This window comes from Micromonospora sp. NPDC048930, assembly GCF_043197935.1.
Lineage (GTDB): Bacteria > Actinomycetota > Actinomycetes > Mycobacteriales > Micromonosporaceae > Micromonospora.
In genome coordinates, this window is the sequence record NZ_JBICUB010000019.1 from 66,433 (window position 1) to 90,229 (window position 23,797).

The 23,797-nt window shown below is 71.4% G+C and carries 19 protein-coding genes; 12 read left to right on the forward strand and 7 right to left on the reverse strand.

Annotated elements, in window-relative coordinates; translation table 11 throughout:
• Positions 1–116 precede the first annotated feature (116 nt).
• From kdpF to ACGFI9_RS32580, 6 genes are all read left to right on the forward strand, one after another.
• Positions 117–206: a K(+)-transporting ATPase subunit F gene (gene kdpF / locus ACGFI9_RS32555; RefSeq protein WP_036343797.1), complete on the forward strand. Its 90-nt coding sequence runs from the start codon at positions 117–119 to the stop codon at positions 204–206.
• The gene (gene kdpA / locus ACGFI9_RS32560; RefSeq protein ID WP_393184130.1) at positions 206–1,861 is read left to right on the forward strand and encodes a potassium-transporting ATPase subunit KdpA; all 1,656 of its coding nucleotides are present in this window, start codon (positions 206–208) and stop codon (positions 1,859–1,861) included. Before kdpF ends, kdpA begins: the two co-directional genes overlap by 1 nt.
• A gap of 20 nt (positions 1,862–1,881) precedes the next feature.
• Positions 1,882–4,074 carry a potassium-transporting ATPase subunit KdpB gene (kdpB, locus tag ACGFI9_RS32565; protein WP_393184132.1) on the forward strand — a complete coding sequence of 731 codons (2,193 nt, stop codon included), beginning with the start codon at positions 1,882–1,884 and terminating at the stop codon, positions 4,072–4,074.
• A complete protein-coding gene (locus tag ACGFI9_RS32570; RefSeq protein WP_393184134.1) occupies positions 4,074–4,955 on the forward strand; it encodes a potassium-transporting ATPase subunit C in 882 nt (293 codons plus the stop codon). Before kdpB ends, ACGFI9_RS32570 begins: the two co-directional genes overlap by 1 nt.
• A gap of 97 nt (positions 4,956–5,052) precedes the next feature.
• Complete coding sequence (locus ACGFI9_RS32575) at positions 5,053–7,608, forward strand: DUF4118 domain-containing protein (RefSeq protein ID WP_393184135.1); 2,556 nt, start codon at positions 5,053–5,055, stop codon at positions 7,606–7,608.
• The gene (locus ACGFI9_RS32580; protein WP_393184137.1) at positions 7,605–8,303 is read left to right on the forward strand and encodes a response regulator; all 699 of its coding nucleotides are present in this window, start codon (positions 7,605–7,607) and stop codon (positions 8,301–8,303) included. Before ACGFI9_RS32575 ends, ACGFI9_RS32580 begins: the two co-directional genes overlap by 4 nt.
• Positions 8,304–8,333: 30 nt before the next feature.
• Here the strand turns inward: ACGFI9_RS32580 and ACGFI9_RS32585 are convergent, their stop codons facing one another.
• From ACGFI9_RS32585 to ACGFI9_RS32595, 3 genes are all read right to left on the reverse strand, one after another.
• On the reverse strand, positions 8,334–8,768 hold the full coding sequence (locus ACGFI9_RS32585; protein WP_393184139.1) for a hypothetical protein: 435 nt from the start codon (positions 8,766–8,768) through the stop codon (positions 8,334–8,336).
• Between the two features lie 107 nt (positions 8,769–8,875).
• Positions 8,876–10,837: an amino acid transporter gene (locus tag ACGFI9_RS32590; RefSeq protein WP_393184141.1), complete on the reverse strand. Its 1,962-nt coding sequence runs from the start codon at positions 10,835–10,837 to the stop codon at positions 8,876–8,878.
• A 436-nt stretch (positions 10,838–11,273) separates the two neighbouring features.
• Positions 11,274–12,551 carry an MFS transporter gene (locus ACGFI9_RS32595; RefSeq protein ID WP_393184143.1) on the reverse strand — a complete coding sequence of 426 codons (1,278 nt, stop codon included), beginning with the start codon at positions 12,549–12,551 and terminating at the stop codon, positions 11,274–11,276.
• 118 nt (positions 12,552–12,669) lie between these two features.
• On the opposite strand from ACGFI9_RS32595, the gene ACGFI9_RS32600 reads away from it, so the two are divergent.
• Both ACGFI9_RS32600 and ACGFI9_RS32605 read left to right on the forward strand, forming a co-directional pair.
• Positions 12,670–13,761: a DUF5937 family protein gene (locus ACGFI9_RS32600; protein ID WP_393184145.1), complete on the forward strand. Its 1,092-nt coding sequence runs from the start codon at positions 12,670–12,672 to the stop codon at positions 13,759–13,761.
• A 124-nt stretch (positions 13,762–13,885) separates the two neighbouring features.
• Complete coding sequence (locus ACGFI9_RS32605; protein ID WP_393184147.1) at positions 13,886–14,641, forward strand: hypothetical protein; 756 nt, start codon at positions 13,886–13,888, stop codon at positions 14,639–14,641.
• Positions 14,642–15,105: 464 nt separating this feature from the next.
• Here ACGFI9_RS32605 and ACGFI9_RS32610 read toward each other — a convergent pair whose 3' ends face one another.
• Together ACGFI9_RS32610 and ACGFI9_RS32615 are read right to left on the reverse strand one after the other, a co-directional pair.
• On the reverse strand, positions 15,106–16,317 hold the full coding sequence (locus ACGFI9_RS32610; protein WP_393184149.1) for a HEAT repeat domain-containing protein: 1,212 nt from the start codon (positions 16,315–16,317) through the stop codon (positions 15,106–15,108).
• 280 nt (positions 16,318–16,597) lie between these two features.
• A complete protein-coding gene (locus ACGFI9_RS32615) occupies positions 16,598–17,353 on the reverse strand; it encodes a GAF and ANTAR domain-containing protein (RefSeq protein ID WP_393184151.1) in 756 nt (251 codons plus the stop codon).
• A gap of 177 nt (positions 17,354–17,530) precedes the next feature.
• Between ACGFI9_RS32615 and ACGFI9_RS32620 the strand changes: the two genes are divergently transcribed.
• The gene (locus tag ACGFI9_RS32620; RefSeq protein WP_393184152.1) at positions 17,531–17,899 is read left to right on the forward strand and encodes an STAS domain-containing protein; all 369 of its coding nucleotides are present in this window, start codon (positions 17,531–17,533) and stop codon (positions 17,897–17,899) included.
• A 419-nt stretch (positions 17,900–18,318) separates the two neighbouring features.
• Here the strand turns inward: ACGFI9_RS32620 and ACGFI9_RS32625 are convergent, their stop codons facing one another.
• Both ACGFI9_RS32625 and ACGFI9_RS32630 read right to left on the reverse strand, forming a co-directional pair.
• A complete protein-coding gene (locus tag ACGFI9_RS32625; RefSeq protein ID WP_393184154.1) occupies positions 18,319–18,981 on the reverse strand; it encodes a response regulator in 663 nt (220 codons plus the stop codon).
• A 156-nt stretch (positions 18,982–19,137) separates the two neighbouring features.
• Positions 19,138–20,268, reverse strand: coding sequence for a sensor histidine kinase (locus tag ACGFI9_RS32630; protein ID WP_393184156.1), 1,131 nt, complete (start codon positions 20,266–20,268; stop codon positions 19,138–19,140).
• Between the two features lie 143 nt (positions 20,269–20,411).
• Between ACGFI9_RS32630 and ACGFI9_RS32635 the strand changes: the two genes are divergently transcribed.
• The 3 genes from ACGFI9_RS32635 to ACGFI9_RS32645 are packed head-to-tail and all read left to right on the forward strand — an operon-like array spanning position 20,412 to position 23,599.
• Positions 20,412–21,401: a carboxymuconolactone decarboxylase family protein gene (locus tag ACGFI9_RS32635; RefSeq protein WP_393184158.1), complete on the forward strand. Its 990-nt coding sequence runs from the start codon at positions 20,412–20,414 to the stop codon at positions 21,399–21,401.
• A 9-nt stretch (positions 21,402–21,410) separates the two neighbouring features.
• Positions 21,411–21,863: a DUF6220 domain-containing protein gene (locus tag ACGFI9_RS32640; RefSeq protein WP_393184160.1), complete on the forward strand. Its 453-nt coding sequence runs from the start codon at positions 21,411–21,413 to the stop codon at positions 21,861–21,863.
• Positions 21,860–23,599 carry a multicopper oxidase family protein gene (locus ACGFI9_RS32645; protein WP_393184162.1) on the forward strand — a complete coding sequence of 580 codons (1,740 nt, stop codon included), beginning with the start codon at positions 21,860–21,862 and terminating at the stop codon, positions 23,597–23,599. Before ACGFI9_RS32640 ends, ACGFI9_RS32645 begins: the two co-directional genes overlap by 4 nt.
• Positions 23,600–23,797: the final 198 nt, after the last annotated feature.

The window sequence follows — 23,797 nt, forward strand, 5'->3', positions numbered from 1 at the left end:
TCGCAAGAGCAAACGTCCGGTAATGAGGAGTCAGCCGTGTCTGACCTGGTGTTCGTGCTGTTGACGGTGGGGCTGTTCGCAGCGCTCGCCCTCGTGGTGAGGGGTGTGGAGAAGCTGTGAGCGCGGTGAACGCGGTCGGTCTGGTGCTGGCGATCGGCCTGGGTGTGTTCCTGGTCGTCGCCCTGCTGTTCCCGGAGCGCTTCTGATGACCACCCCGACAGCCGGCATCATTTTCATCCTGTCGCTGGTGGCGGCCCTGGTCGCCGTTTACCGGCCGTTCGGTGACTACATGTACCGGGTGGTCTCCGGCACCCGGCACTCCCTGCCGGAGCGCGGTCTCTACCGCGTGATGGGCGTCAACCCGGCGGCCGAGCAGTCCTGGGGCGTGTACGCCCGCAGCGTGCTGGCCTTCTCGGCGGTTTCGATCCTGTTCCTGTACGCCTTCATGCGGCTGCAGAACCACCTGTGGCTCTCCCTCGGTTTCGATCCGGTGGTGACGCACGGTGCCTGGAACACTGCGGTCTCGTTCGTGACCAACACGAACTGGCAGTGGTACTCGGGTGAGTCGACCATGGGCCACCTGGTGCAGATGGCCGGCCTGGCGGTGCAGAACTTCGTTTCCGCCGCGGTCGGCATCGCCGTCGCGGTCGCCCTGGTCCGTGGCTTCGCCCGCAGCCGGACGGGCGAGCTGGGCAACTTCTGGGTCGACCTGACCCGGATCACGCTGCGTATCCTGCTGCCGATCGCGGTGCTCGGCGCGCTCGCGCTGATGATCGGCGGGGCGGTGCAGAACCTCTCCGGCGGCACCGACGTCACCACCCTGACCGGCGCCACCCAGCACCTCACCGGCGGCCCGGTGGCCAGCCAGGAGGTCATCAAGGAGTTGGGCACCAACGGTGGTGGCTTCTACAACGTCAACAGCGCCCACCCGTTCGAGAACCCGACGACCTGGACGAACTGGCTGGAGATCTTCCTGATCCTGGTCATCCCGTTCAGCCTGCCCCGGCTCTTCGGCCGGATGGTCGGGCAGCACCGGCAGGGCTACGCGATCGTCGCGGTCATGGCGATCCTGGCGCTGGCCAGCGTCACCCTGACCAACGTCTTCGAGCTGGCCGGGCACGGCACCGTCCCGCAGGCGGTCGCCGCCGCGATGGAGGGCAAGGACGTCCGGTTCGGCGTGTCGAACTCGGCGACCTTCGCCGCCGCCACCACGCTGACCTCGACCGGTGCGGTGAACTCGTTCCACGACTCGTTCACCTCGCTGGGCGGCATGATGACCATGCTCAACATGATGCTCGGCGAGGTCGCGCCGGGCGGTACCGGCTCCGGTCTCTACGGCCTGCTGATCCTCGCGGTGATCACGGTCTTCGTCGCCGGCCTGATGGTCGGCCGGACCCCGGAGTTCATCGGCAAGAAGATCGGCTCGCGCGAGATCAAGTTGGCCTCGCTGTACTTCCTGATCACGCCGGCCCTGGTGCTGGCGGGTACGGCCGCGGCGTTCGCCACCGGCAACAACTCGACCGCGTTGAACGTCGGCCCGCACGGCCTGTCCGAGGTGCTCTACGCGTTCACCTCGGCGAGCAACAACAACGGCTCCGCGCTCGCCGGCATCACGGTGAACACGCCGTGGTGGAACACCGCGCTCGGGCTGTGCATGCTGCTCGGCCGGTTCCTCCCGATCATCTTCGTGCTGGCGCTGGCCGGTTCCCTGGCGCGCCAGAAACCCACCCCCGCCTCCGAGGGCACCCTGCCGACCCACCGACCGCTCTTCGTCGGGATGGTCGTCGGCGTCACGGTGATCCTCGTGGCGCTGACCTTCCTGCCCGCGCTCGCGCTCGGCCCCCTCGCTGAGGGGCTGTGACCATCATGAGGAACAAGGACATGTCCGTCACACCCGTGACATCCGGCGGCACCGGCGAGCAGCCGGTCGCCGGCACCCCCGCCACCCACGGCAACCGGGTCGGCGGAGGACTGCTCGACCCGAAGCAGCTGATCCGGTCCCTGCCGGACGCGCTGCGCAAGCTCGACCCCCGTACGCTCTGGCGTAACCCGGTGATGTTCATCGTCGAGATCGGCGCCGTCTTCACCACCGTCCTGGCGGTGGCCGACCCGTCGGTCTTCGCCTGGGCTATCACGGTCTGGCTGTGGCTCACCGTGATCTTCGCGAACCTGGCCGAGGCGGTCGCCGAGGGCCGGGGCAAGGCCCAGGCCGCCGCACTGCGCCAGGCGAAGCAGGACACCATCGCCACCCGGCTCATCGGCTGGACGCCCGGCGCGGCGGCGAACGCCTACCGCGACGAGGCCGTGCCCGCGCCCCAGCTCCAGCAGGGCGACATCGTCCTGGTCGAGGCCGGCCAGATCATCCCCGGCGACGGGGACGTGGTCGAGGGCATCGCCAGCGTCGACGAGTCCGCCATCACCGGTGAGTCCGCCCCGGTGATCCGGGAATCCGGGGGCGACCGCAGCGCGGTCACCGGCGGCACCAAGGTGCTCTCCGACCGGATCATCGTGAAGATCACCCAGAAGCCGGGGGAGAGCTTCATCGACCGCATGATCGCCCTTGTCGAGGGCGCGAACCGGCAGAAGACCCCGAACGAGATCGCGCTGAACATCCTGCTCGCCGCGCTCACGATCATCTTCCTGCTGGCCGTCGTCACCCTCCAGCCCCTCGCCATCTTCTCCAAGGGCTACCAGGCCGCCGCGGCGGACACCGGTGCGATCACCGGCGCCGGTGTCACCGGGGTCGTGCTGGTGTCCCTGCTGGTCTGCCTGATCCCCACCACCATCGGGGCGCTGCTCTCGGCGATCGGCATCGCGGGCATGGACCGCCTCGTGCAGCGCAACGTGCTGGCCATGAGCGGCCGGGCCGTCGAGGCGGCCGGCGACGTGAACACCCTGCTGCTCGACAAGACCGGCACCATCACCCTCGGCAACCGGCAGGCGGACGAGTTCCTTCCGGTGGAGGGTGTGGACACCGCCGCGGTGGCCGACGCCGCGCAGCTGTCCAGCCTGGCCGACGAGACCCCCGAGGGCCGGTCCATCGTGGTGCTGGCGAAGAACGAGTTCGGGCTGCGTGAGCGGGAGCCGGGCCTGATCCCGCACGCCACCTTCGTGCCGTTCACCGCGCAGACCCGGATGAGCGGGGTCGACCTGATCCCCGAGGGCGGGGAGGCGACGCGTCGGATCCGCAAGGGCGCCGCCGCAGCGGTGATGAAGTGGGTACGCGAGAACGGCGGCCACCCCACCGAGCAGGTGGGGCAGCTCGTGGACGAGATCAGCGGCATCGGCGGCACCCCGCTCGTCGTCGCCGAGCACATCGACGGCCAGCCGGCCCGGACCCTCGGCGTCATCCACCTGAAGGACATCGTCAAGACGGGGATGAAGGAGCGGTTCGACGAGATGCGCCGGATGGGCATCCGGACCGTGATGATCACCGGCGACAACCCGCGTACCGCGCGGGCGATCGCCGATGAGGCCGGGGTGGACGACTTCCTCGCCGAGGCCACCCCGGAGGACAAGCTCGCCCTGATCAAGAAGGAGCAGGAGGGCGGCCGGCTGGTCGCGATGACCGGCGACGGCACCAACGACGCGCCCGCCCTCGCCCAGGCCGACGTCGGCGTGGCCATGAACACCGGCACGTCGGCCGCCAAGGAGGCCGGCAACATGGTCGACCTCGACTCCGACCCCACCAAACTGATCGAGATCGTCGAGATCGGCAAGCAGTTGCTGATCACCCGGGGTGCGCTGACCACCTTCTCGATCGCCAACGACATCGCCAAGTACTTCGCGATCATCCCGGCCATGTTCGCCGGCATCTACCCGAGCCTGGACATGCTGAACATCATGCGACTGGCCAGCCCGGAGTCGGCGATCCTGTCCGCGGTCATCTTCAACGCGATCATCATCATCGCGCTTATCCCGCTGGCCCTGCGCGGCGTGCGCTACCGGCCGGCCAGCGCGTCGAAGCTGCTCAGCCGCAACCTGCTGGTGTACGGCCTCGGCGGCATCATCGTGCCGTTCCTCGGCATCAAGCTCATCGACCTGCTCATCCAGTTCATCCCCGGGATCTCATGATGCGCCTCCCTACCTGGCTCGCCCAACACCTCGCCGCCCTGCGCGCGCTGCTCGTGTTCACCGTCCTGCTCGGCCTCGCGTACCCGCTGGCCATGGTCGCCGTGGGCCGGTTCTCCGGCCTCGACGGCAGGACCGACGGCTCGCTGGTGAGCGTGAACGGCCGGACCGTGGGCAGCTCGCTCATCGGCCAGTCCTTCACCGACGCGGACGGCAACCCCGTCCGGCGCTACTTCCAGTCCCGGCCGTCCGCGGCCGGCGACGGCTACGACCCCACCGCCACCGCGGCCAGCAACCTGGGCCCGGAAAGCGTGCTCGACACCATCGCCACCAACCCCGACGACTCCACGCAGAGCCTGCTCACCCAGGTCTGCTCCCGCAGCAAGGCGATCGGCGATCTCGACGGCGTCGACGGGCGGCGCCCGTACTGCACGCCGGACGGCGTCGGCGCGGTGCTGGCCGTGTTCCGGGCCGACGGACTGACCGGCCGGATCACCCGGGCGGTCAGCGTCAACCAGGTCGCCCCCGCCACTCCCTTCATGAGCAGCTACCAGGGGGTGCCGGTGGAGCTGGCCCAGCCCGGCCACGACTACGTCGCCGAGGGCGGCGTGATCACCCCCATCCGCGGTGACGCACCCGCCGAGCCGGCGGTACCGGCCGACGCGGTCACCGCCAGCGGCAGCGGCCTCGACCCGCACATCAGCCCGGCGTACGCGGACATCCAGGTGGCCCGCGTGGCGCGCGAGCGCGGTGCGGACCCGGCGGCGATCCGCCGCCTGGTGGCGGAGCACACCACCGGCCGGGCGCTCGGCTTCCTGGGTGAGCCGGCGGTCAACGTGCTCGAGCTCAACCTCGCGCTCGACCAGGAGTTCCCCGCCCGCTGACCAGGCGACCGCGGGCGGGGCCACCATCCGGTGGCTCCGCCCGCGTCGCACGACCGTCCGATGACCGGTGGCTCCGGGAATCAGGGAGGATGTATCCGTGCCAAGGGGAGAGCTCCGCATCTACCTCGGTGCCGCCCCGGGCGTCGGCAAGACGTACGCGATGCTGGAGGAAGCCCAGCGGCGGGCCGAGCGGGGCACCGACGTGGTGATCGGCCTGGTCGAGACGCACGGCCGGCCGCACACCGCGGCGATGATCGGCGACCTCGAGGTGGTGCCCCGACGCACCGTCGGCTACCGGGGCGTCGAGTTCACCGAGATGGACCTCGCCGCGGTGCTGGCGCGCCGGCCCGAGGTCGCCGTGGTCGACGAGCTGGCGCACACCAACGTGCCCGGCTCCCGCAACGAGAAGCGCTGGCAGGACGTCCACGAGCTGCTCGACGCCGGGATCAGCGTGCTGACCACGGTCAACATCCAGCACCTCGAGTCGCTCAACGACGTCGTCGCGCAGATCACCGGCATCACCCAGCAGGAGACCCTGCCCGACCAGGTGGTCCGGGCCGCCGAGCAGGTCGAGCTGGTCGACATGACCCCGGAGGCGCTGCGCCGGCGGATGGCTCACGGCAACATCTACCGCCCAGACAAGATCGACGCGGCGCTGGGCAACTACTTCCGGGTCGGCAACCTGACCGCCCTGCGCGAGCTGGCCCTGCTCTGGCTGGCCGACAAGGTTGACGAGCAGCTCGACGCGTACCGCGCCCAGCAGGGCATCTCGGCCACCTGGGAGGCCCGGGAGCGGGTGGTGGTGGCGCTCACCGGCGGGCCGGAGGGGGAGACGCTGATCCGGCGGGCGGCCCGGATCGCCGCCCGCAGCAAGGGCGCCGACCTGCTGGCCGTGCACGTGGCCCGCAGCGATGGCCTGGCCGGCGCGGACCCGGTTCAGCTGGCCCGGCAGCGGGTGCTGGTGGAGAGCCTGGGCGGCACGTACCACCAGGTGCTCGGCGCGGACATCCCGGCGGCGCTGCTGGACTTCGCCCGCGGTGTCAACGCCACCCAGCTGGTGCTGGGCGCCAGCCGGCGGGGCCGGTTCGCGCAGCTCCTCTCGCGCGGGGTCGGGGTCACCACCACCGCGCTGTCGGGCCCGATCGACGTGCACCTCGTCACCCATCCCCAGGCCGGGCGGGGCCGACGGGGCGCGGCGGTGCCGGCGGCCCTGTCCCGGCGGCGCCGGGTGCTCGGCTTCGGGCTCGCCGGCCTCGGCATGCCGCTGCTCACGTTCCTGCTCAAGGCGCTGCCCGACCTCACCCTGACCAACGACATCCTGATCTTCCTGGCCGCGGTGGTCGGGGTGGCGCTGGTCGGCGGGTTGTGGCCGGCGCTGGTCGCCGCGCTCGGCGGCTCCCTGCTGCTCAACTACTTCTTCACCCCGCCGCTGCACACGCTGACCATCGCCGAGGCGGACAACCTCCTCGCCCTCGCCGTCTTCGTCGGCGTGGCCGTCGCGGTCAGCGGGGTGGTCGACGTGGCGGCCCGGCGTACCCGGGAGGCGGCCCGGGCGTCCGCCGACGCCCAGACCCTGGCCACCGTCGCGGGCAGCGTGCTGCGCGGCGAACGGCCGCTGCCCGCGCTGCTCGACCGGCTCCGGGAGACCTTCGCGCTCCGCGCGGTCAGCGTGCTGGAACTCGCCGCCGAGGCGGAGGGCCGGCCGGGCCGGGCCCGGGAGGAGGCTGCCTGGCGGGTGGTGGCCAGCGTCGGGGACGCCCCGGCCGGCAGCCCCAGCGCGGGAGAGACGGTGGTGCCCGTCGACGAGCGGCTGACCGTGGTGCTCGCCGGCCGGCGGCTGGAGGCCGCCGACCGCCGGGTGGTCGAGGCGTTCGCCGCGCAGGCCGCCGTGGCGCTGCGCCAGGAACGGCTCGCCGAGGAGGCCGCCGCCGTCCGGCCGCTCGCCGAGGCCGACCGGATGCGCACCGCGCTGCTCGCCGCGGTCAGCCACGACCTGCGTACGCCGCTCGCCTCGGCCAAGGCCGCCGTGTCCAGCCTGTGCAGCCACGACGTGGAGTTCGACGCCGACGACCGGGAGGAACTGCTGGCCACGGCGGATGAGTCCCTCGACCGGCTCGGCCGGCTGGTGGCGAACCTCCTCGACATGAGCCGCCTGCAGGCCGGCGCGCTGGGCGTCACCACCACCGCGATCGGACTGGAGGACGCCGTACCGCTGGCCCTGGACGAGATCGGACCGGCCGCCCGGGACGTCACCACCGACATCCCCGCCGACCTGCCGGCGGCGCTCGCCGACCCCGGCCTGCTGGAGCGGGTGCTCGTCAACATCATCACCAACGCCCTGCGCTACAGTCCGGCGGGGGAGCCGCCGACGATCACCGCGAGCGCGCACGCCGGGCAGGTCGAGCTGCGGGTGATCGACACCGGCCCGGGGATACCCGAGGACCAGTGGGAACACGTCTTCCTGCCGTTCCAGCGCCTCGGCGACCGGGACAACCAGACCGGCGTGGGGCTCGGTCTCGCGCTGTCCCGGGGGCTCGCCGAGGCGATGGGTGGCAGCATCACCCCCGAGACGACCCCCGGGGGTGGACTCACCATGGTGGTACGCCTGCCGGCCGCCACTACAGGGATCGAGTCGGAAGGGCCACAGGAATGACGCGGATCCTGGTCGTCGACGACGAGCCGCAGATCCTGCGCGCCCTCCGGATCAACCTCCGGGCGCGGGGCTACGACGTCGAGGTCGTCGACAGCGGCACCACCGCGCTCAAGGCGGCCGCGAGCCACCCACCCGACCTGGTGGTGCTGGACCTCGGCCTGCCCGACCTGGACGGCGTGGAGGTGATCCGCGGGCTGCGCGGCTGGACGGGCGTACCGATCATCGTGCTCTCCGGCAGGGCCGGCAGCGAGGACAAGGTCGCCGCGCTCGACGCCGGCGCCGACGACTACGTGACCAAGCCGTTCGGGGTGGACGAGCTGCTCGCCCGCATCCGGGCGGTCACCCGCCGCCTCACCGTGGCCCCCGCCGACTCGACGGGAGTGCCGGCCACCGCCACGCACCGGATCGGCCGGCACACCGTCGACCTCGCCGACCGGGTGGTCACCCGCGACGACGGTGTCGAGGTCAAGCTCACCCCCACCCAGTGGGCCATGCTGGAGAAGCTGCTCCGCCACCCCGGCAAGCTGGTCAGCCAGCGGCAGCTCCTGCACGAGGTGTGGGGCCCCGAATACCACAACGAGACCAACTATCTGCGCCAGTACATGGCCCAGCTGCGCCGCAAGCTCGAGGACGACCCGACCCGCCCCCGGCACCTGATCACCGAGCCGGGCATGGGCTACCGCTACCGTCCGTGACTGCGGCCCGCCGCACTCGCACCCGACCGGTCAGCCGCGCGCCGCGGCCGGCAGCTTGACCACCAGGAGCCGGTCGTCCGGGCCGACCAGCACGCCGTGCCGTCGGGCGTACGCCGCTGCGGCTGGGGCGAAGGCCGGGTCCTCCGGCGGGACGATCCGGCCGAGGCCGGTACGGCAGCGGCCACCCCGGCAGACCTGCACCGCGTCGGGCCGGCGGAAGCGCCGCCACCACCGTTTGTCCCGGGCGTCCCCGACGAGCACGGCGTACCCCTCGCCGGTCACCGCGTAGCGCACCGGAAGTCGGACGGGCCGGCCGTCGCGGGCGCGGTAGCGCAGCTCACAGAGCTGCCCGTCGAGCAGGCCATGCAGGCGCCGGGAGCGCAGGACGGCGAGGACCGCCCGGTTGATCAGGGCCGGCGGCCGGTGGGTGTGCCGCCAGACGGGACGGGTGTCGGTGTCCGCCATGGTCTGCCTCCTCGCGCGGTCCCACCCCGATCCTGGCCCGCGGGCCGGGCGCCGCGCAGGGCCGTCCGGCCTGCCGGACCCGTCCGTCGGACCCCGCCGCGCCGGGGTCAGCCGGTGTGCACGTGCGGGCGCCGCGTCCGGTCGGGCTCCTGCCGGCGCAGAATCTCCCGCGTGACGGGGGCGATCTCGCCCTGCCCGAAGATCAGGTAACGCAGGAAGTTGCCCGCCGGGTTGCCCTCGGTCCACTCGAAGTAGATGTGCGGCCGGCGGTGGGTGAGGTCGCGGATGTGCAGCAGCAGCGCGGCGAGCGCGTTCGGCACGGACGAACTGGCCAGCCGCAGCACCCGGTATCTGCCGTGCACGACCGCTCCCCTGATGTGCAACTCGGTCTCGAAGTCCGACGGGTCGGTGACGGTCACCTCGACGAAGATGACGTCGCTGTCGGCCGGAAAGTCGTTGTCCTTGACGATCTGCGCGAGTTTGTCGCGGTACTCGGCGGCGTCCCCCGTACTCGACTCGTGCGCGATGAGCCGGATCCGCCGCCGGGCGCAGTCGGTGATGAACTGCCGGGCCGTGGCGTCCAGCTCGACCGTCTCGACCCGGAGCTCGAAGGCCCGGAACAGCCGGGAGAGCAGCGACACCCCGATGATGCCGGCGATGAAGGCGGCGGCGATCTTCACACCGTCGGGCCGCTCCACGACATTCGCGATCGTGGTGTAGACGAAGATCACCGTGATGATCCCGAACGCGGCCGTACGAACGTGCTGGCGTCGGTGTCGGGCGGAGAGCGTCACCGCTGTCGCCGCAGACGTGATCAGGACGAGCACGCCCGTGGCGTACGCCCCACCCTGCGCGTCGACGCTGGCTCGGAACACGATCGTGATCAGGAACGCCACGGCGGTGAACACGAGCACCAGCGGCCGTACCGCCCGCGCCCAGGTGGGCGCCATGCCGTACCGGGGCAGGTAGCGGGGGACCAGGTTGAGCAGGCCGGCCATCGCGGAGGCGCCGGCGAACCAGAGGATCGCGATGGTGGACAGGTCATAGATCGTGCCGAACACCTCGCCGAGGTGCTGGTGCGCCAGGTACGCCAGGGCCCGCCCGTTCGCCGGCCCGCCCGGCTTGAAGGCGTCGGCCGGGATGAGCACGGTGGTGACGATGCTGCTGGTGATCAGGAAGATGCTCATGATCACGGCGGCGGTGGTGAGCAGTCGCCGTGCACCCCGGATCCGCCCCGTCGGCTTCTCCTCCGTGTCCTCCGGGTCGCCCTTGACATGCGGCATGACCGCGACGCCGGTCTCGAAGCCGGACAGGCCGAGCGCGAGCTTGGGGAAGATGAGCAGCGCGATGCCAACCATGAGCAGCGGATCGCCGTGCTGCGCGGTCAGTGCGGTGGTCCAGTCGCCGACCATGCTGGGGTGGGTGAGCACCCGCCAGAGCGCGTCGACCACCACCACGGCGTTGAGCGCCAGGTAGACCCCCACCAGCCCGACGGCGATGCCGATCGCCTCGGTGAACCCCTTGAGGAACACCGCGCCGAGCAGCGCCACCAGCAGCAGCGTGATGATCACCGGGTGGCCGCGCAGGTTGTCCGGCCAGAACGGGTTCTCGTCGATGTGCGCGGTGGCGTCAGCCGCTGACAGGGTGATGGTGATGATGAAGTCGGTCGCGGCGAAGCCGAGCAGGACCAGCACGAAGAGCTTCCCCTGCCAGTAGGTCAGCAACCGCACCAGCATCGCGATGGAGCCTTCGCCGTGCGGGCTGTCGTGCGCGACCCGCCGGTAGACCGGTAGCGCCCCGAGCAGGGTGACCAGGACCAGCACCAGCGTGGCCACCGGGGACAGCACGCCGGCGGCCAGCGCCGCGATGCCGGGCTGGTAGCCGAGGGTGGAGAAGTAGTCCACGCCGGTCAGGCACATGACCTTCCACCAGCTGTGATGGTGCCGCTCCGGCGGGCGGGCGTACGGGCCCTCCGCCCGGGCCGGCCGGGCCGACGCGTCGGCCAGCAGCCAGTCCCGCAGCGGGCGTTTCTCCCGCGCCCGTACCCGGGCGCGCGCGCCGACGCTCATCGTGCCTCCCCAGTTCTCCGTCGCCGGGAGGGTGGGCCCAGCACGTACCTGCTGGCCGGGAGAGACCCGGGGTTGCCGCACGGCCACCGGACCATCGCCCGGTCGACCACGACGTTCCGTCGCCCATGATTGGGCTGGCAGGGCCGGACCGGCGGCCGCCGCTACGCGGATTTAACGCACACCGCCGGTTTTTTCACGCCTTTTTGACGCCGACGCCCTTGACCGGTCCTTCAACGACACCGGAGCTGTAGGGCAGGATCAGGCCGTTGACGGCGGCGTCGTGGTCGCGGCGTAGGCCGGCGGTAAATGAGTGCAGGTCGGGTCGCTCTGCGGTGAGGTGACCAGGCGCGTTGAGGCGGTGTGCAGTGCTACGCCCAGATCTGTCCGGGAGGTTGAATCCCTCCCGGCTACTCGACCTGAGAGCACCAGCGCTTGGTCAGGGGACCATCGACGGCCGGCTCCCGCCATCTGCCACGGCATGACTCATGGACTGCCCACGCCAACGGTGCGGACGATGCTGTCGAGTGCCCAGCCGCACCGTCGCTGCGCCCAGCAGGGTCGCGGCGGCCAGCGGCAGCCACAGCGCCGCCGCGCCCAGGCTGAGCAGACCGGTGATGATGATGGGATCGACGGCCCGGGCCAGGCCGTAGCTGAGCTGCCACCGGGCGAGCGCGCGCCCCACCAGGTGTGGCGGTGCTGACTCGATCACCAGCGGCACGCTGCTGCCGGTGTAGAGAATCTCACCCAACGTGTACGGAACGATGACCAGCGCGACGAGCACCGTGCCGGGACCGCCGCCGGTCGCCCCGCCGAGGCAGAAGCCGAGGTAGGAGGCGGCAAGCAGCAAGCCGGACCAGAACAGCACGGTGCGGTGCGGCCACTTCGCGACGCGCACTACCACGACCAGCTGCAGCACAATCACCATGACGGTGTTGGCGACGAAGATGCCCGAGGGCCACGCCAGTGACGCGTGCAGACCCTGCACCAGCAGCAGCGGCAGGGCGATCTCGAGGATGTCGGCGTAAAACGCGTACGGAATGCCGGCCAGGGCCAGGATGGTGACGGTGCGTAGGCCCGCACCGCGCGCTTCCCTCGTAGCCGCAGCCGGGGCGGGGGCCGGAACATCCTGATGGGGCAGCGGCACCCGGGCGATCATCGCCGCGCCGAACGCGCACCCGAGCGCCGTCGCCAGCGCGAGCCAGCGGAGCACCTCCGGCCCGCTCGCGACCAGAACCGTGCCGAACAGGGCGCCGGCACCCAGGCCGGCGTTGCGCAGCGAGCGGCCTGCGGCCAGCGCCGCCGTACGTTGGGCCGGGCCGGCGAGCGCGGCGACCAGCGCGGAATTGGTGGGTGGAGCGATCTGCGTGCCGACGCCGATGAGCACCGCACCGATCGCGAATCCGGCGATGCCGGGCACCAAGGCAAGCAGCAGCGATCCCACCGCCCGCACCAGTAGCGCGGCGACGGCGGGGGCGCGCCGCGCCCCGCGGTCGATCCAGCGTCCGGCGAGCGGGACGGCGCAGAGGCCGGCCAGCATGCCGACGGTCAGCGTCGTACCGGCCTGCGGCGCGCTGAGCCCGATCAGCACGGCGTAGATCACAATGAACGGGCGCAGCATCCCGGAGGTCGCTGCCTCGACTGCGGCGCTGAGCGCGTAGCGGCCGCCGCCCGGGATGTGGACCAGCTCACGAAGCGTCGTACGGGTGGTCGTCACGGCTCCGATCGTCTGGCCATACGGCCGCGAAGGGACCCAGGTTGGCCAGCGTCGTCAATCCACGGCTCGTCGATTGACAAACGACGTCAATCGGTTTGCCCGGACGTGGACCCCTGCCATGATCGGTACCGTGGTTACCTCGGTCGACGTCGCCGGCGTACCAGCCGATCGGATCCGGATAACACCGTCGCCGCTCGCGGAGCTCGGCGCGGTGCTGCACGTGCTCGCGGAGCCGCAGCATCATCCGGACACCGCCGCGGCGGTTAGGACGATGGCGGCTGCCCTTCCCACAGAGTTGGCCCCAGACCTCGAGGAATTTGGCCTGCTCTGGCACTCCGGCCGGGCCGACTTCCTGTTCCCGCCCGATCCACGGCCGAGCCTGCGCGAGGAACTGGACGGCGTCGACCGCTTGGACGACGAGCGCTGGGTCGCTGCGGCGCTCGCCGCCCATCGGGCCGCCTCACCAGCGCCGCGAATGTGGTCGCCGCTGCGTGACCCGATCGTGCGGCAGCGGGCGCTGGCTGCGGCCCGCGCCCGAGGGCCGCGGCAGGCGGCGTGGGCCGAGCGGGTGCTCGCCGATCCGGCCGCCGAGCGCGAACGGGTACGTCGCTTTCTGCTCGCCTGCGAGTCCGCCTTCTTCGGCACGGTCTGGAAACGCATCCGCCCAGCGCTCGCCGAGGAAGCCGACCGTCGACGCTTCGACCTGGCCCGCGAGGGTATCGGCGCCCTCGGCCGGATCTCGCCCGCAATCGGGGTCGACACCGAGCGCGGCATCCTGACGATCGACAAGCTGCAGGACCAGATCGCAGACGGCCGCGGCGGCGGGATGACGCTCATCCCGAGCGCGTACGGCGCACCGCACATGACCATCGTGTACGCGACCGGCTGGCAGCCCGTGCTGCAGTACCCGGCACCGGGCTGGGACCCGCGCCCGGTGTTACGGGTGGACGAGCTGGATGCTCGGTTGACCGCGCTTGCGCACCCGCTGCGGCTACGTTTCTGCCGCACGCTCGCCCGCGGTCCCCACACGACCGGCGAGCTGGCCGACTTCTGGCAGGTGACGGCGCCGGAGGTTTCCAGGCACCTCGCGGTGCTGAAAGCGGCCGGGCTGCTGATCTCGGCGCGCCGCGGCCGCTACGTGACGTACCGCCTGGACATGGAGGCCTGCACCGGCCTGGGGCAGCAACTGGTGGACGTCCTCGGGCGCTGAACAGCCAGGACCCGTCGGGCTGCAGTCCGGCGGACTCCCGTCAAGGCAGCTCAGGCGACCGCTGACGGCGGCACCGAGCCGGTGCTCGGTGGCGACATGACGCGGCCTCGGTCATGATCATGCGATGAGCATGCCCGCACCCCTGACCGCATCGCTGCACGACCCCGTCTTCTGGGCACGTTATCTGTTCGCCCACGAGGGCTGGCCCGGCTCGGAGCGCCTCGGCGATCTCGCCGACGTCATTGACGAGCAGGACGACCTTGCCGACGAGGACCACGACGGCGGCGAGGGCGACGACGGGTCGGAACCGGAGCTGACGGTCGTGTTCGACGTCGGTGGCGGCCACCGGCTCGCGCTCGAGCTCAGCCCGGTCCTCGGTTCTCACAGCCTCGGCATCCTCAGCCCGGGCGAAGCGGAGGCGGTCGAGCTGGGCTGGGACGACTGCGCGCACTGGCACCCGTACGCGCTGCGCTGGTCCGAGCTCGAACTGGTTTGCCGGGCTCTGGCTGCACGCGATGCGGAACTGCCGCATCCGGGGCCCGCGCTGGCGCTGCTGTGCCGGTTCGCCGCGGTGTTCGAGGACGACGACGTGAGCGGTGCCATGGCCACGGTGGAGGCTGCTTTCGCCTCGCTGCGCCCGGACGGCTGGACCGGGTACTGGCCGAGCGGCGCCGACTGGCTGGACCGGTCCGACTTCCGTGGCCAGAACGTGACGTGGCACCGCGACGAGGCCGGCTACCGGTGGGCGGCACAGGGCCTCGACGAAGAGCGGGACTTCTACAGCACCCGGGTTACCCCACCCGGTACCGACCAGGGCTTCCCGCACGAGCGGCTCCACGCGTTGCTGGCCGCAGCTCAGGCGACCACCACAGCCCCCTGAGCAGCTTGTCCGTCCACGTCCCCCGCCCGGCCCGACTTGGCTCATGATCACTGACCTTGGGACGGTCGGCCTGTTCTGACCTGGTGATTTGCCCGGCGGTGTGGGGAAATCTGCGCACTAAACCCGAGGTTCGTAGCGTGAGCGGCGTTCCTGCCGTAACGCGGGACCTGACCGCGCTAAGACTGTCAGGTCGAGCATGTGGCTCACCACGTCGCGCCCGCCCGACCCGCGCCTCCAGGCGCCGGAACCGGCGGCGGGAGCAGCGTTGCCGGCGAGGCTCTGGTCGCGTACGCCAACAGCTCATCGTCCCGTCGGATTGCGACGAGCCGGCGATGCGGCCACCGCAGGGTAGTAGGCGGTCCGCGGTGATGGCGAAACCAGGTACGCGAGGGGAGTTCGTCAGCACGCGGACGGACGTTACGAGGCGAGGGGTGCAGCGCTGTCCGGCCAACCCGCTGTGTTTGTTACCCCTCCAGGCCGGCGTAGGCGCGTAGCGCCTCGTGAGTCGTCGGTAGGCCGTGTTGGCGGAGCGGGCCTTGAGGCCCCGACGAGCCGAACACGTGCGGGTTATCGATGAGCCAGGCGACTGCCGCCCGCTGCGCCGCCGTCAGTTCCTCGAGGCCGCGGCCGTGATCCGATTCCATCTGCGGAAACGCGTACCCCAGCACCACGTTGAAATGGTTGTGCCAGTTCGATGTGGGTTGTTCGGCGAGCACCGCCGCAACGAGGTCGGACCGCACCTCCTCGGCCACCGGTGCGGCGAAGGCGTCGAGCACTTCGAGTGCCACGTAGCTGGGGCTCGTTCCCCAGATTGTCTGCCCGGTGTCCTGTTGGCGAGTGGCTGCCCATCCGCGTAGCTCGGCTATTGCCGAGTCCGGTACCTCTTCACCGGCCAGCTGCGCCCACGCCACAGCAGCCGCCCATCTCAAGTCGGGATCTGTACCTGCAAGGTTCCTGTCGAGCAGGTCCGCTACAGGCTGCGTCAACGCACCGCCGACCAGTCCTAACGCGATCAGCGCCGCTCCCACTATCTGCGCGGGGCGCTGGTCGTCGGAGGCGATTTCGAGCAGGCGGGGGCGGATCGACGTCATCTCCTCCGAAAACCAGGCCAAGGCGTGGATCGCCTCCCCGACCACCTCGTCGTCTGGGTCAGCCAGGCATGTCAACAGCAGCGGGACGCCGGCGCGGACGGCATCGTACGCGGCGAGCGCGTGCCGGGTTTCGAGCAGGCGCCGCTCGGGCTTGGTGAGCGGAAGAGGTTGCCTCTGCCCTGTACCAACGACCTCGTACCAGTCCTTCATCGCTTGCGACCAGCGGCGCCAGGTCTCCTCGGGGACTTGGGCCACGTCGTTGCGGATTTCGGCGATGGGGAAGCCGCCGGCGGGTATGTCGTAAGGCGTGTAACCGACAGCGAGGCAGGAGAGCAGCTGAATGACTTCGTGCCGGGCGGGCGTGGCGGGGGCGGCCAGCAGTTCCAGCAGGAACGGGACCGCGTATGCGCTGGCCTCGTAGCGGGTGCCCTGGTGGTAAATGTTGCCGTACAGCTCGTACATTGCCGCGTCACGGACCTCGGCGTCGGATGACCGCAGATCACGGATGAGGCCAGGCACGTCCTCGGCACTTCCGTACGCGTGCGTCAACGACGCCCAGTCGATGCTGTCCAGATCAAGTCGCACCCGCCGCATTCTCCACGAGGTGAGCCCACCATGGGGTACCCCTCGTTGGTCGCTGCAGCCTGCCTGCCCGTCCACGTCCTCGCCCGGCGCCGATGCCGGCACTACCCGCCCGGGTTGCCCTACCAGCGTCGGTCAATGCATCTGAACTCGGTGGGACGGACGGCACACGGTGCGTCGAGCGGAGCCTGCACGGTAGCGTCCGCACCGCCCGCGTAGCGGTGACCGCGCCCGCCGGTCGGGTGCGAACCGACGAGCACGGGCAGCCGAACTCACTGCTTGATCATGACTGCGGGCGCGGTACCGCGAATTCGGGCGCCGGTGGGGGATCCTCACCGCTGATCTGCTTGATGATCTGTGCAGCGACGTCGCGCAGCTTGCGGTTGCGGTGCTGGGACGCCTGGCGGAGCAGAGCGAACGCCTCCTTGGCGGTGCACCGCTGTTGGCCCATCAGCACCCCGAGGGCCTGGTCGATGATGCTGCGGGAGGCCATTGCGTCGGTGAGCTGCTGGTGCAGCAGCGACTGGTCGGCTTGGCGCAGGATGACGGTCAGCGCCGCCGTCGCCTGGTCGGTGAACGCCAGGGCGTGCCGGCGTGCCGTTTGGGTGAAGGCGGCGGGCTGGGTGGCGTAGAGGTTCAACGCGCCAACGGTCTCGCGATCGATCGTCATCGGCAGCGACAGGGAGCTGACGATGCCCAGTCGGAGCGCGTGTTCCCGATACCTCGGCCAGCGTCGGTCCTCGCGCAGATCGACGACCTCGACGACCCGTTCCCGGCGCAGGGCGTCGAGGCACGGTCCCTCATCGGCCCCGTACTGGATCTCGTCGGCCCTGGCGGCGAGGTCGTCGCTGCCGGCGACGGTGAAGGCGCCGCCGTCCCGGCGCATGGTCAGCCCGCAGGCCACGGCCGGGGAGATGACCTCCGCCGCGACCTTGACGACGTGGTCGAGGAACACGTCGACGTGGAGCGAATCGGCGAGCAGGGCCAGCAACTGGCTGTACGCCGAGGCCAGAGGGAAATCAGCAGCGGGGGACACCACCGTTACCTCCTGAACGTGGAATTCGTGACCGGTTGCCCGGGACGGGCAGGTGCGGATCGGGCGGGAGCCGGTTAGGGTCGGGGTGGGTTCGGACATGAGCCCAGGACCAGTGCCGCCCGCTGACGGCGGGCACCGGCGCAGACCCGGTCCCCTGACCTCCTCACCGAGGAGCGGTTCATGTCCGTGCATCACGCACCTTGCTTCCAGCCGGCGGACGCCACCACCACCCGCGAGCCACCCCTGTCCCTCGCGGTCGTCCGGGACGGCTCGGCGATCGTGGTGGAGGTCACCGGGCCGCTCGACATGGACACCGTCGGCCGGCTGGTGGATGTTGTCGACAGCCTGACGGCGAGCCAGCCGCCCGCCGTACTGGTGCTCGACCTGAGCCAGGTCAGCTTCTTCTGTGCCGCCGGGGTCACGGCGCTGTTGACGGCCCGCCGGCGGGTCGTCGCATGCGGGGGCACCATGCTGCTGCGCAGGCCGTCCCGGATCACGGTCGCCATCCTCGACATGGTCGGCCTGGGCGATGAGTTCACCACTGACTGACCTGCCTTCTCCCTCAGCTCCGTGAGCCGTCGCCGTTGCTGACGCGGTGGCATCTACCCCACACCTGATCTGCGTCAAACCCGGCTGAACGGCCGTCACAGGACCGGTTCGAGGACGGCGCCGTCGTGGCCGAGCATCTCCTCGACGACGCTGTCCCACGCCACCTGGATCTTGCGGCGGTGGACGATGGTGGCACTGCGGGCGAACCGGGGGTGAGGAAGGCGGCTTCCTCCATGGCGGTTTCGTCACGCTCACCCTCCAGCCGCAGGTCGCGCGAGGGCGTGGCCGGCGGCGGGGTGGTCGAAGGCGGCGTGGAGTCACCGGTGATCCGGTAGGTGATTAACGACGGGGCCGGCAAGCCATGCTGTTGGCGGCTGTCGGTGGTGATGGTCTAACGGCCTCGCGACGACGACGTGGTGTCACCGGCGACGCGGCGTGATCAGCCCCGACTCGTACGCCCACACGACCAGCTGGGCACGGTCGCGGCAGTGCAGCTTCATCATCGCCCGATTGACGTGTGTCTTGGCGGTCAACGGACTAATCACCATGCGCTCGGCGATCTCGTCGTTGCTCAGCCCCCGGGCGACGAGCTCGACGATCTCCTGCTCGCGGGCGGTCAGCACGTCGCGCCCGGCCGCCGGGTCGGCCGGCGGCGGACCGGCGACGAACTCGCTGATGAGCGTACGCGTGACCGCCGGGGCGAGGAGCGCGTCGCCGCGAGCCACGACGGCGACGGCCTGCAGCAGGTCGGCGGGGTCGGCGTCCTTGAGGAGGAACCCGCTGGCGCCAGCGCGAAGTGCGGCGAAGACGTGGGAGTCGAGCCCGTAGTTGGTGAGGATGAGGACGCGGACTGCGGCGAGGTCGGGATCGGCGGCGATGCGGCGAGTGGCTTCGATGCCGTCGAGTCCCGGCATCTGCACGTCCATCAGCACGACGTCCGGCCGCAGGCGTCGCGACAGATGGACGGCCGCAGCGCCGTCGGCGGCCTCGCCGACGACCTCCAGGTCCTCCTCGGCGTCGAGCAACGCCCGGAATCCGGCCCGCATCAGGGCCTGGTCGTCAGCGAGCAGGACCCGGATCATGCCGGCTCCTCCCTCCGGTCGGAGCCGCCACGATCCGTGGCGGACTGAGCTGGCTGGACCTCGCGCAAGCGCTCGGTCATGCCGGCTCCTCCCTCCGGTCGGAGCCGCCACGATCCGTGGCGGACTGAGCTGGCTGGCCCTCGCGCAAGCGCTCGGTCATGCTGGACCGTCCAGCGGCAATGTCGCCCGTACCGCGAAACCGCCGCCGTCGCGGGCGGCGGCATGCAGCGTGCCGCCCAGCCCGGTGACCCGTTCCCGCATGCCGCGCAGGCCCACACCCGGTGTCACCGGCCGGACCGACGACGCCTGGCCGTCGTCGGTCACCGAGACGATCAGCTGTGCCGGGGCGTACTCGACGTGAATCTGGGCGGTGGCGGGGCCGGCGTGGCGGGTGACGTTGGTCAGGGCCTCCTGGACGACGCGATACCCGGCCTGGTCGACCTCCACGGGCAGGTCCCGGGGCTGACCGGTGACGGTCACCTGCACCGGTACGCCGGCCGCCCGGGTCCGCTCGGCGAGCTCGCCCACCCGGGCCAGCCCGACGCTGTCCCCGTCGGCGGGTGAGCGCAGGACGTCCAGCGTCGCCCGCAGTTCCCGCATCGCGGCGCTGCTGGCCTCCTGGATCGCCAGCAGCGCGGCCGACGGTTCCTCGCCGTGCTTGCGGGCCAGGTGCACGGCGATCCCGGCCTGCACCTTGATCACGGAAATGCTGTGGGTCAGTGAGTCGTGCAGATCCCGGGCGATGCGCAGCCGCTCCTCCCCGGCGCGGCGCAACGCCATCTCCTCGCGGGTGCGTTCGGCGTCGATCGCCCGCTGCTCGACCTGTTCCAGGTACGCCCGGCGCTGCCGCGCGACGAGCCCGGCGACGCCGGCCGCCACAAACCAGCCCAGCAGCAAGGCGGTCCGCTCGGCGATCTGCAGGCCGGGCCGGTCGGCAGGCGCGAGCGAGATGTCGCGGGCCAGGAAGCCGCTGAGGAAGACGAGGCTGGCCAGGGCGGCGGCCCATCGGTGCCCCCGCCAGGCGGCGACGTAGACCGTGCCGAGGACGGGGAACGCGGCGGGCACCCCGCCGTGTACCCGGACGTGGACGACCAGCATGGCGGCGGTCACCACGCTCAACGCCACCACCGGGTACCGCCGGCACACCGCCAGGGCCGCCGCCATGACCAGGACCAGGGCGACGTCGATCGCCCGCACCGCTCCGGCGTCCGGCGTGAGCGCGGCATTGCCGAGCAGGAGGACGCCGAGGGCGAGGCCGCTGAGGGCGTACGGCAGATCGCGGTGCATGATCGAACTGTAGAACGGCCGTCATCAGGGAGCATCCCGCGCCTGCGGTAGATGAGGCGTACTGCGGACGCGGTATCGGTGACCGGGCAAGTGCCTGCGGCGGCACGACGTTTTCCCGGCCCGGCCGGGCAAGCATCGAGCCCATGTCATACCGCTTCTTCACCCCGCCGAAAGCGTGGGCTGCGACCGCCCTGACCGCGGAGGTCTACCGGCAGCTGCGGGACGAGTTTCTCGGGCCGGTGGCCACCTTCCAGGCGCTCTCGCCCGTGCCGGAGGTGCTGGCCGCGACCTGGGCGCTGATGCGCGAGGCCCTGCTCGCCGGGGACGCGTCCCGGGTCGACCGCGAGCTCGTCGCGGCGGCGGTGTCCCGGGCCAACCGCTGCGGGTTCTGCGTCGACGCCCACGTGATGCTGCTGCACGCGCTCGGCGAGCCCGAGCTGGCCGAGGTCATCGCCCGGGGCGGGACGCCACTGGAGCCGAGGCACACCGAGCTCGTCGGCTGGGCCGAGGCCAGCCGCAACCCCGGAGCCGCCGCATGGACCAGCCGGTACGGCCCTGAGGTCACCGGCACCCTGCTCGCCTGCCACTTCGTCAGCCGGATGGCCTCGGCGCTGCTCGACCCGGATCTGCCGCCCAGCGGCCCGCAGCGCTCCCCCGGAGTGCAGTCGGTCGGGGGCCGGGTCTGCGTCAGGACGGCTCGGGAGCCGAAGGAGCCCGGCCGCAGCCTCCCACTCCTCGACCCCGGCACGACGGCCCTACCAGCCTGGGCCGGGGACAGCCCGGTCGGCGTCGCGTACGCGTCGCTGAAGAGCGCCGCCACGCAAGGCGGAGACCTCCTGAGCGAAGTGGCTCGCCAGACCGTCACCGGCACCGTGCGCTGGGAGGACGGACAGCACCCGGCCCGGCCCGCCGAGTGGGCCTCCGAACTTGTCCTGGACCTGTCCGGCAAGGACCGGGCCGGGACACGGATCGCGCTGCTCGCGGCGTTCGCACCCGCCGCGATCACCCCGGCCGATGTCGCCGTCTGGCGACTGTCCTATCCAGACGACGCCGACCTCGTACGAATCGTCGCGTACGGCGCGATCACGGCCACCGACCACGTCGCCGGGGCCCTGACCCCGGCTCACGCCTAGGAGATCACCATGCGTAAGGCCTTCGTCATCGCCAGCACCCTGCTGCTCGTCGCGTTCGCCCTGCAGTTCGTCTTCGCCGCCGTGGGCGCGTTCACGAAACCCGCCGGCGACGGCGCGTATGCCCTGCACAGCGTCACCGGGACGGCGATCATCCCCGTTCTCACCCTGCTCACCACCCTGTTCGCCGCGCTGGCGAAGGCACCCGGCCGGCTCATCGGACTGGCGATCCTGCCGCTCGGCCTCGTCGTCCTGCAGGCGCTCATCGCCATGCTCGCGAACGCGTCCACCGACGCCTCAGGCACCAGTACCGCCCTCGGCCTGACCATCGGGGGGCTGCACGCGCTCAACGGGATCATCGCGGTACACGTCGTGGTCGCCGTTCAACAGGCAGCGCGAAAGTTGACCGCCCCGGCGCCGGCCGACGCCGCCCCGGTGGCCGTCCGGGAAGGGGAGCCGGCATGACCACCGGCTCGCTGCTCGCGGCCGACCTCGTGATCGCGGTGCTCGCGGCCGCCGGGTGGCTGGGCGGCGGCGCCGCGTCGGCCGCCCGGCGCCGTCCGCTCGCCCTGGGACTGGCCGCCTTCGCGCTGCTCGCCACATTCGCCCGCGCGGTCACGATCATCGCGCTCGCCCGCGCCGGCTGGTGGTTCGCGGCGGAGAAGGTCCTCATCGCCGCCCCACTGTCGCTCGCGGCGGTGGTCGTCGCCGGACCGCGGCTGCTGCGGGCCCCGAGGGACATCCGGTCCGTCGCGGTCCCGCTTCTCTTCGCCGGGTACGCCGAGACCAGCGCCCTGCTCGTGACGGTCCTGCACGGCTATCCTGCGTCGGCGGGCGCGGGGCTGCTCGCGCTCGCCGGGGTCCTCGCGGCGACCGCGGTCTCGTGGCGGGCTCTCGGCGCGCGTCCGTCCGGGACGATGTCCCGGGCGGCCGTCGCGGTCGCGCTCGCAGCGCTGGTGACCGGAACGGGGCTGGCCGTCAGCCCCGGGGCTGCTCCCGCCGTACCACATGATCACCGGTACGGGGATGCGCCGGACGTCGGCGAACCGACCAGGCGGTTCACCCTGACGGCCGGGACCGCCACGGTGCGCGTGAGCGGCCGTGACGTCGCAGCGTGGGCGTTCAACGGGCAGGTTCCCGGGCCGGAGCTGACGGCCACCGTCGGTGACGTCCTGGAGGTGACGCTGCGCAACCGGGACATCGCGCGGGGCGTCACGCTGCACTGGCACGGGTACGACGTGCCGAACAGTCAGGACGGCGTGCCCGGCGTGACGCAGGCGGCGGTGCTGCCCGGACAGGAGTTCGTCTACCGGTTCCGCGCCGATCAGGCCGGGACGTACTGGTACCACACGCATGCGGTATCCGACGTCGGCGTGCGGATGGGGCTCTACGGTGTCCTGGTGGTGCGCCCGGCGCCGGTGACCGGCGTCGACGTCACGGTGCCGGTGCACACGCTGGCGGGCCTTCCACTGCCCGCGCCCAGAACTGAGCCGGTCGAGGCGGGGGTGCCCGTGCGGCTGCGGCTGGTCAACACCGACAGCACGACACACCGGTACGCCCTGGCCGGGACCCCGTTCCGGGTCGCCGCGATCGACGGATCCGACCTGCAGGGCCCGACATCGCTGGTGGACACCGCCGTGCTGATCCCGGCCGGGGGACGCTACGACCTGGTGTTCACCGCGCCCGCCACGCCGGTGGCGCTGTTCGTCGACGGACGGGCGGTCTACGCGACCGGACCGGTGTCGGCGTCGACCGACACGTGGCCGGTGCTGGATCCGCTCATCTACGGCGCCGGTTCTCCGGCGCCCTGGTCTCGGTTCGACAGGGAGTTCACCCTCGTTCTCGACCGCGGCCTCGACCTGCACGGACTGCTTCCGCGATACGCCCACACCGTCAACGGAGCGGCCGATCCGGACATCCCGCCCCAGGTCGTACGCCTCGGCGACATCGTCAAGTTCACGATCGCGAACCGATCTCAGGTGGTGCACCCGTGGCATCTGCACGGGCATCATGTCCTGGTGTTGTCCCGCAACGGAAAGTCGGCGACCGGCAGTCCATTGTGGCTCGACTCGTTCGATGTACGCCCCGGCGACGTCTGGGAGGTGGCGTTCCGGGCCGACAACCCCGGAATGTGGGCCAACCACTGCCACAACCTGGCGCACGCCGACGCCGGGATGACGCTGCACCTGATGTACTCGTGATTCTCCGTTGGACGAACGCGGGTGACCGGTCCGCGTTCGTCCAACGGAAAGCCCGATTCCTCAGCGGCACCGCGTCGGCGAGCACCACCCGGTGCCGCAGGTCGCGGTCGCCCGACTCGGGGTTGTAAGGTCACACGCCCGCGGCCGCGGATCGGATAGATTGTTTGCCATTAATCGATGTCCCGGACGTGGGAGCAC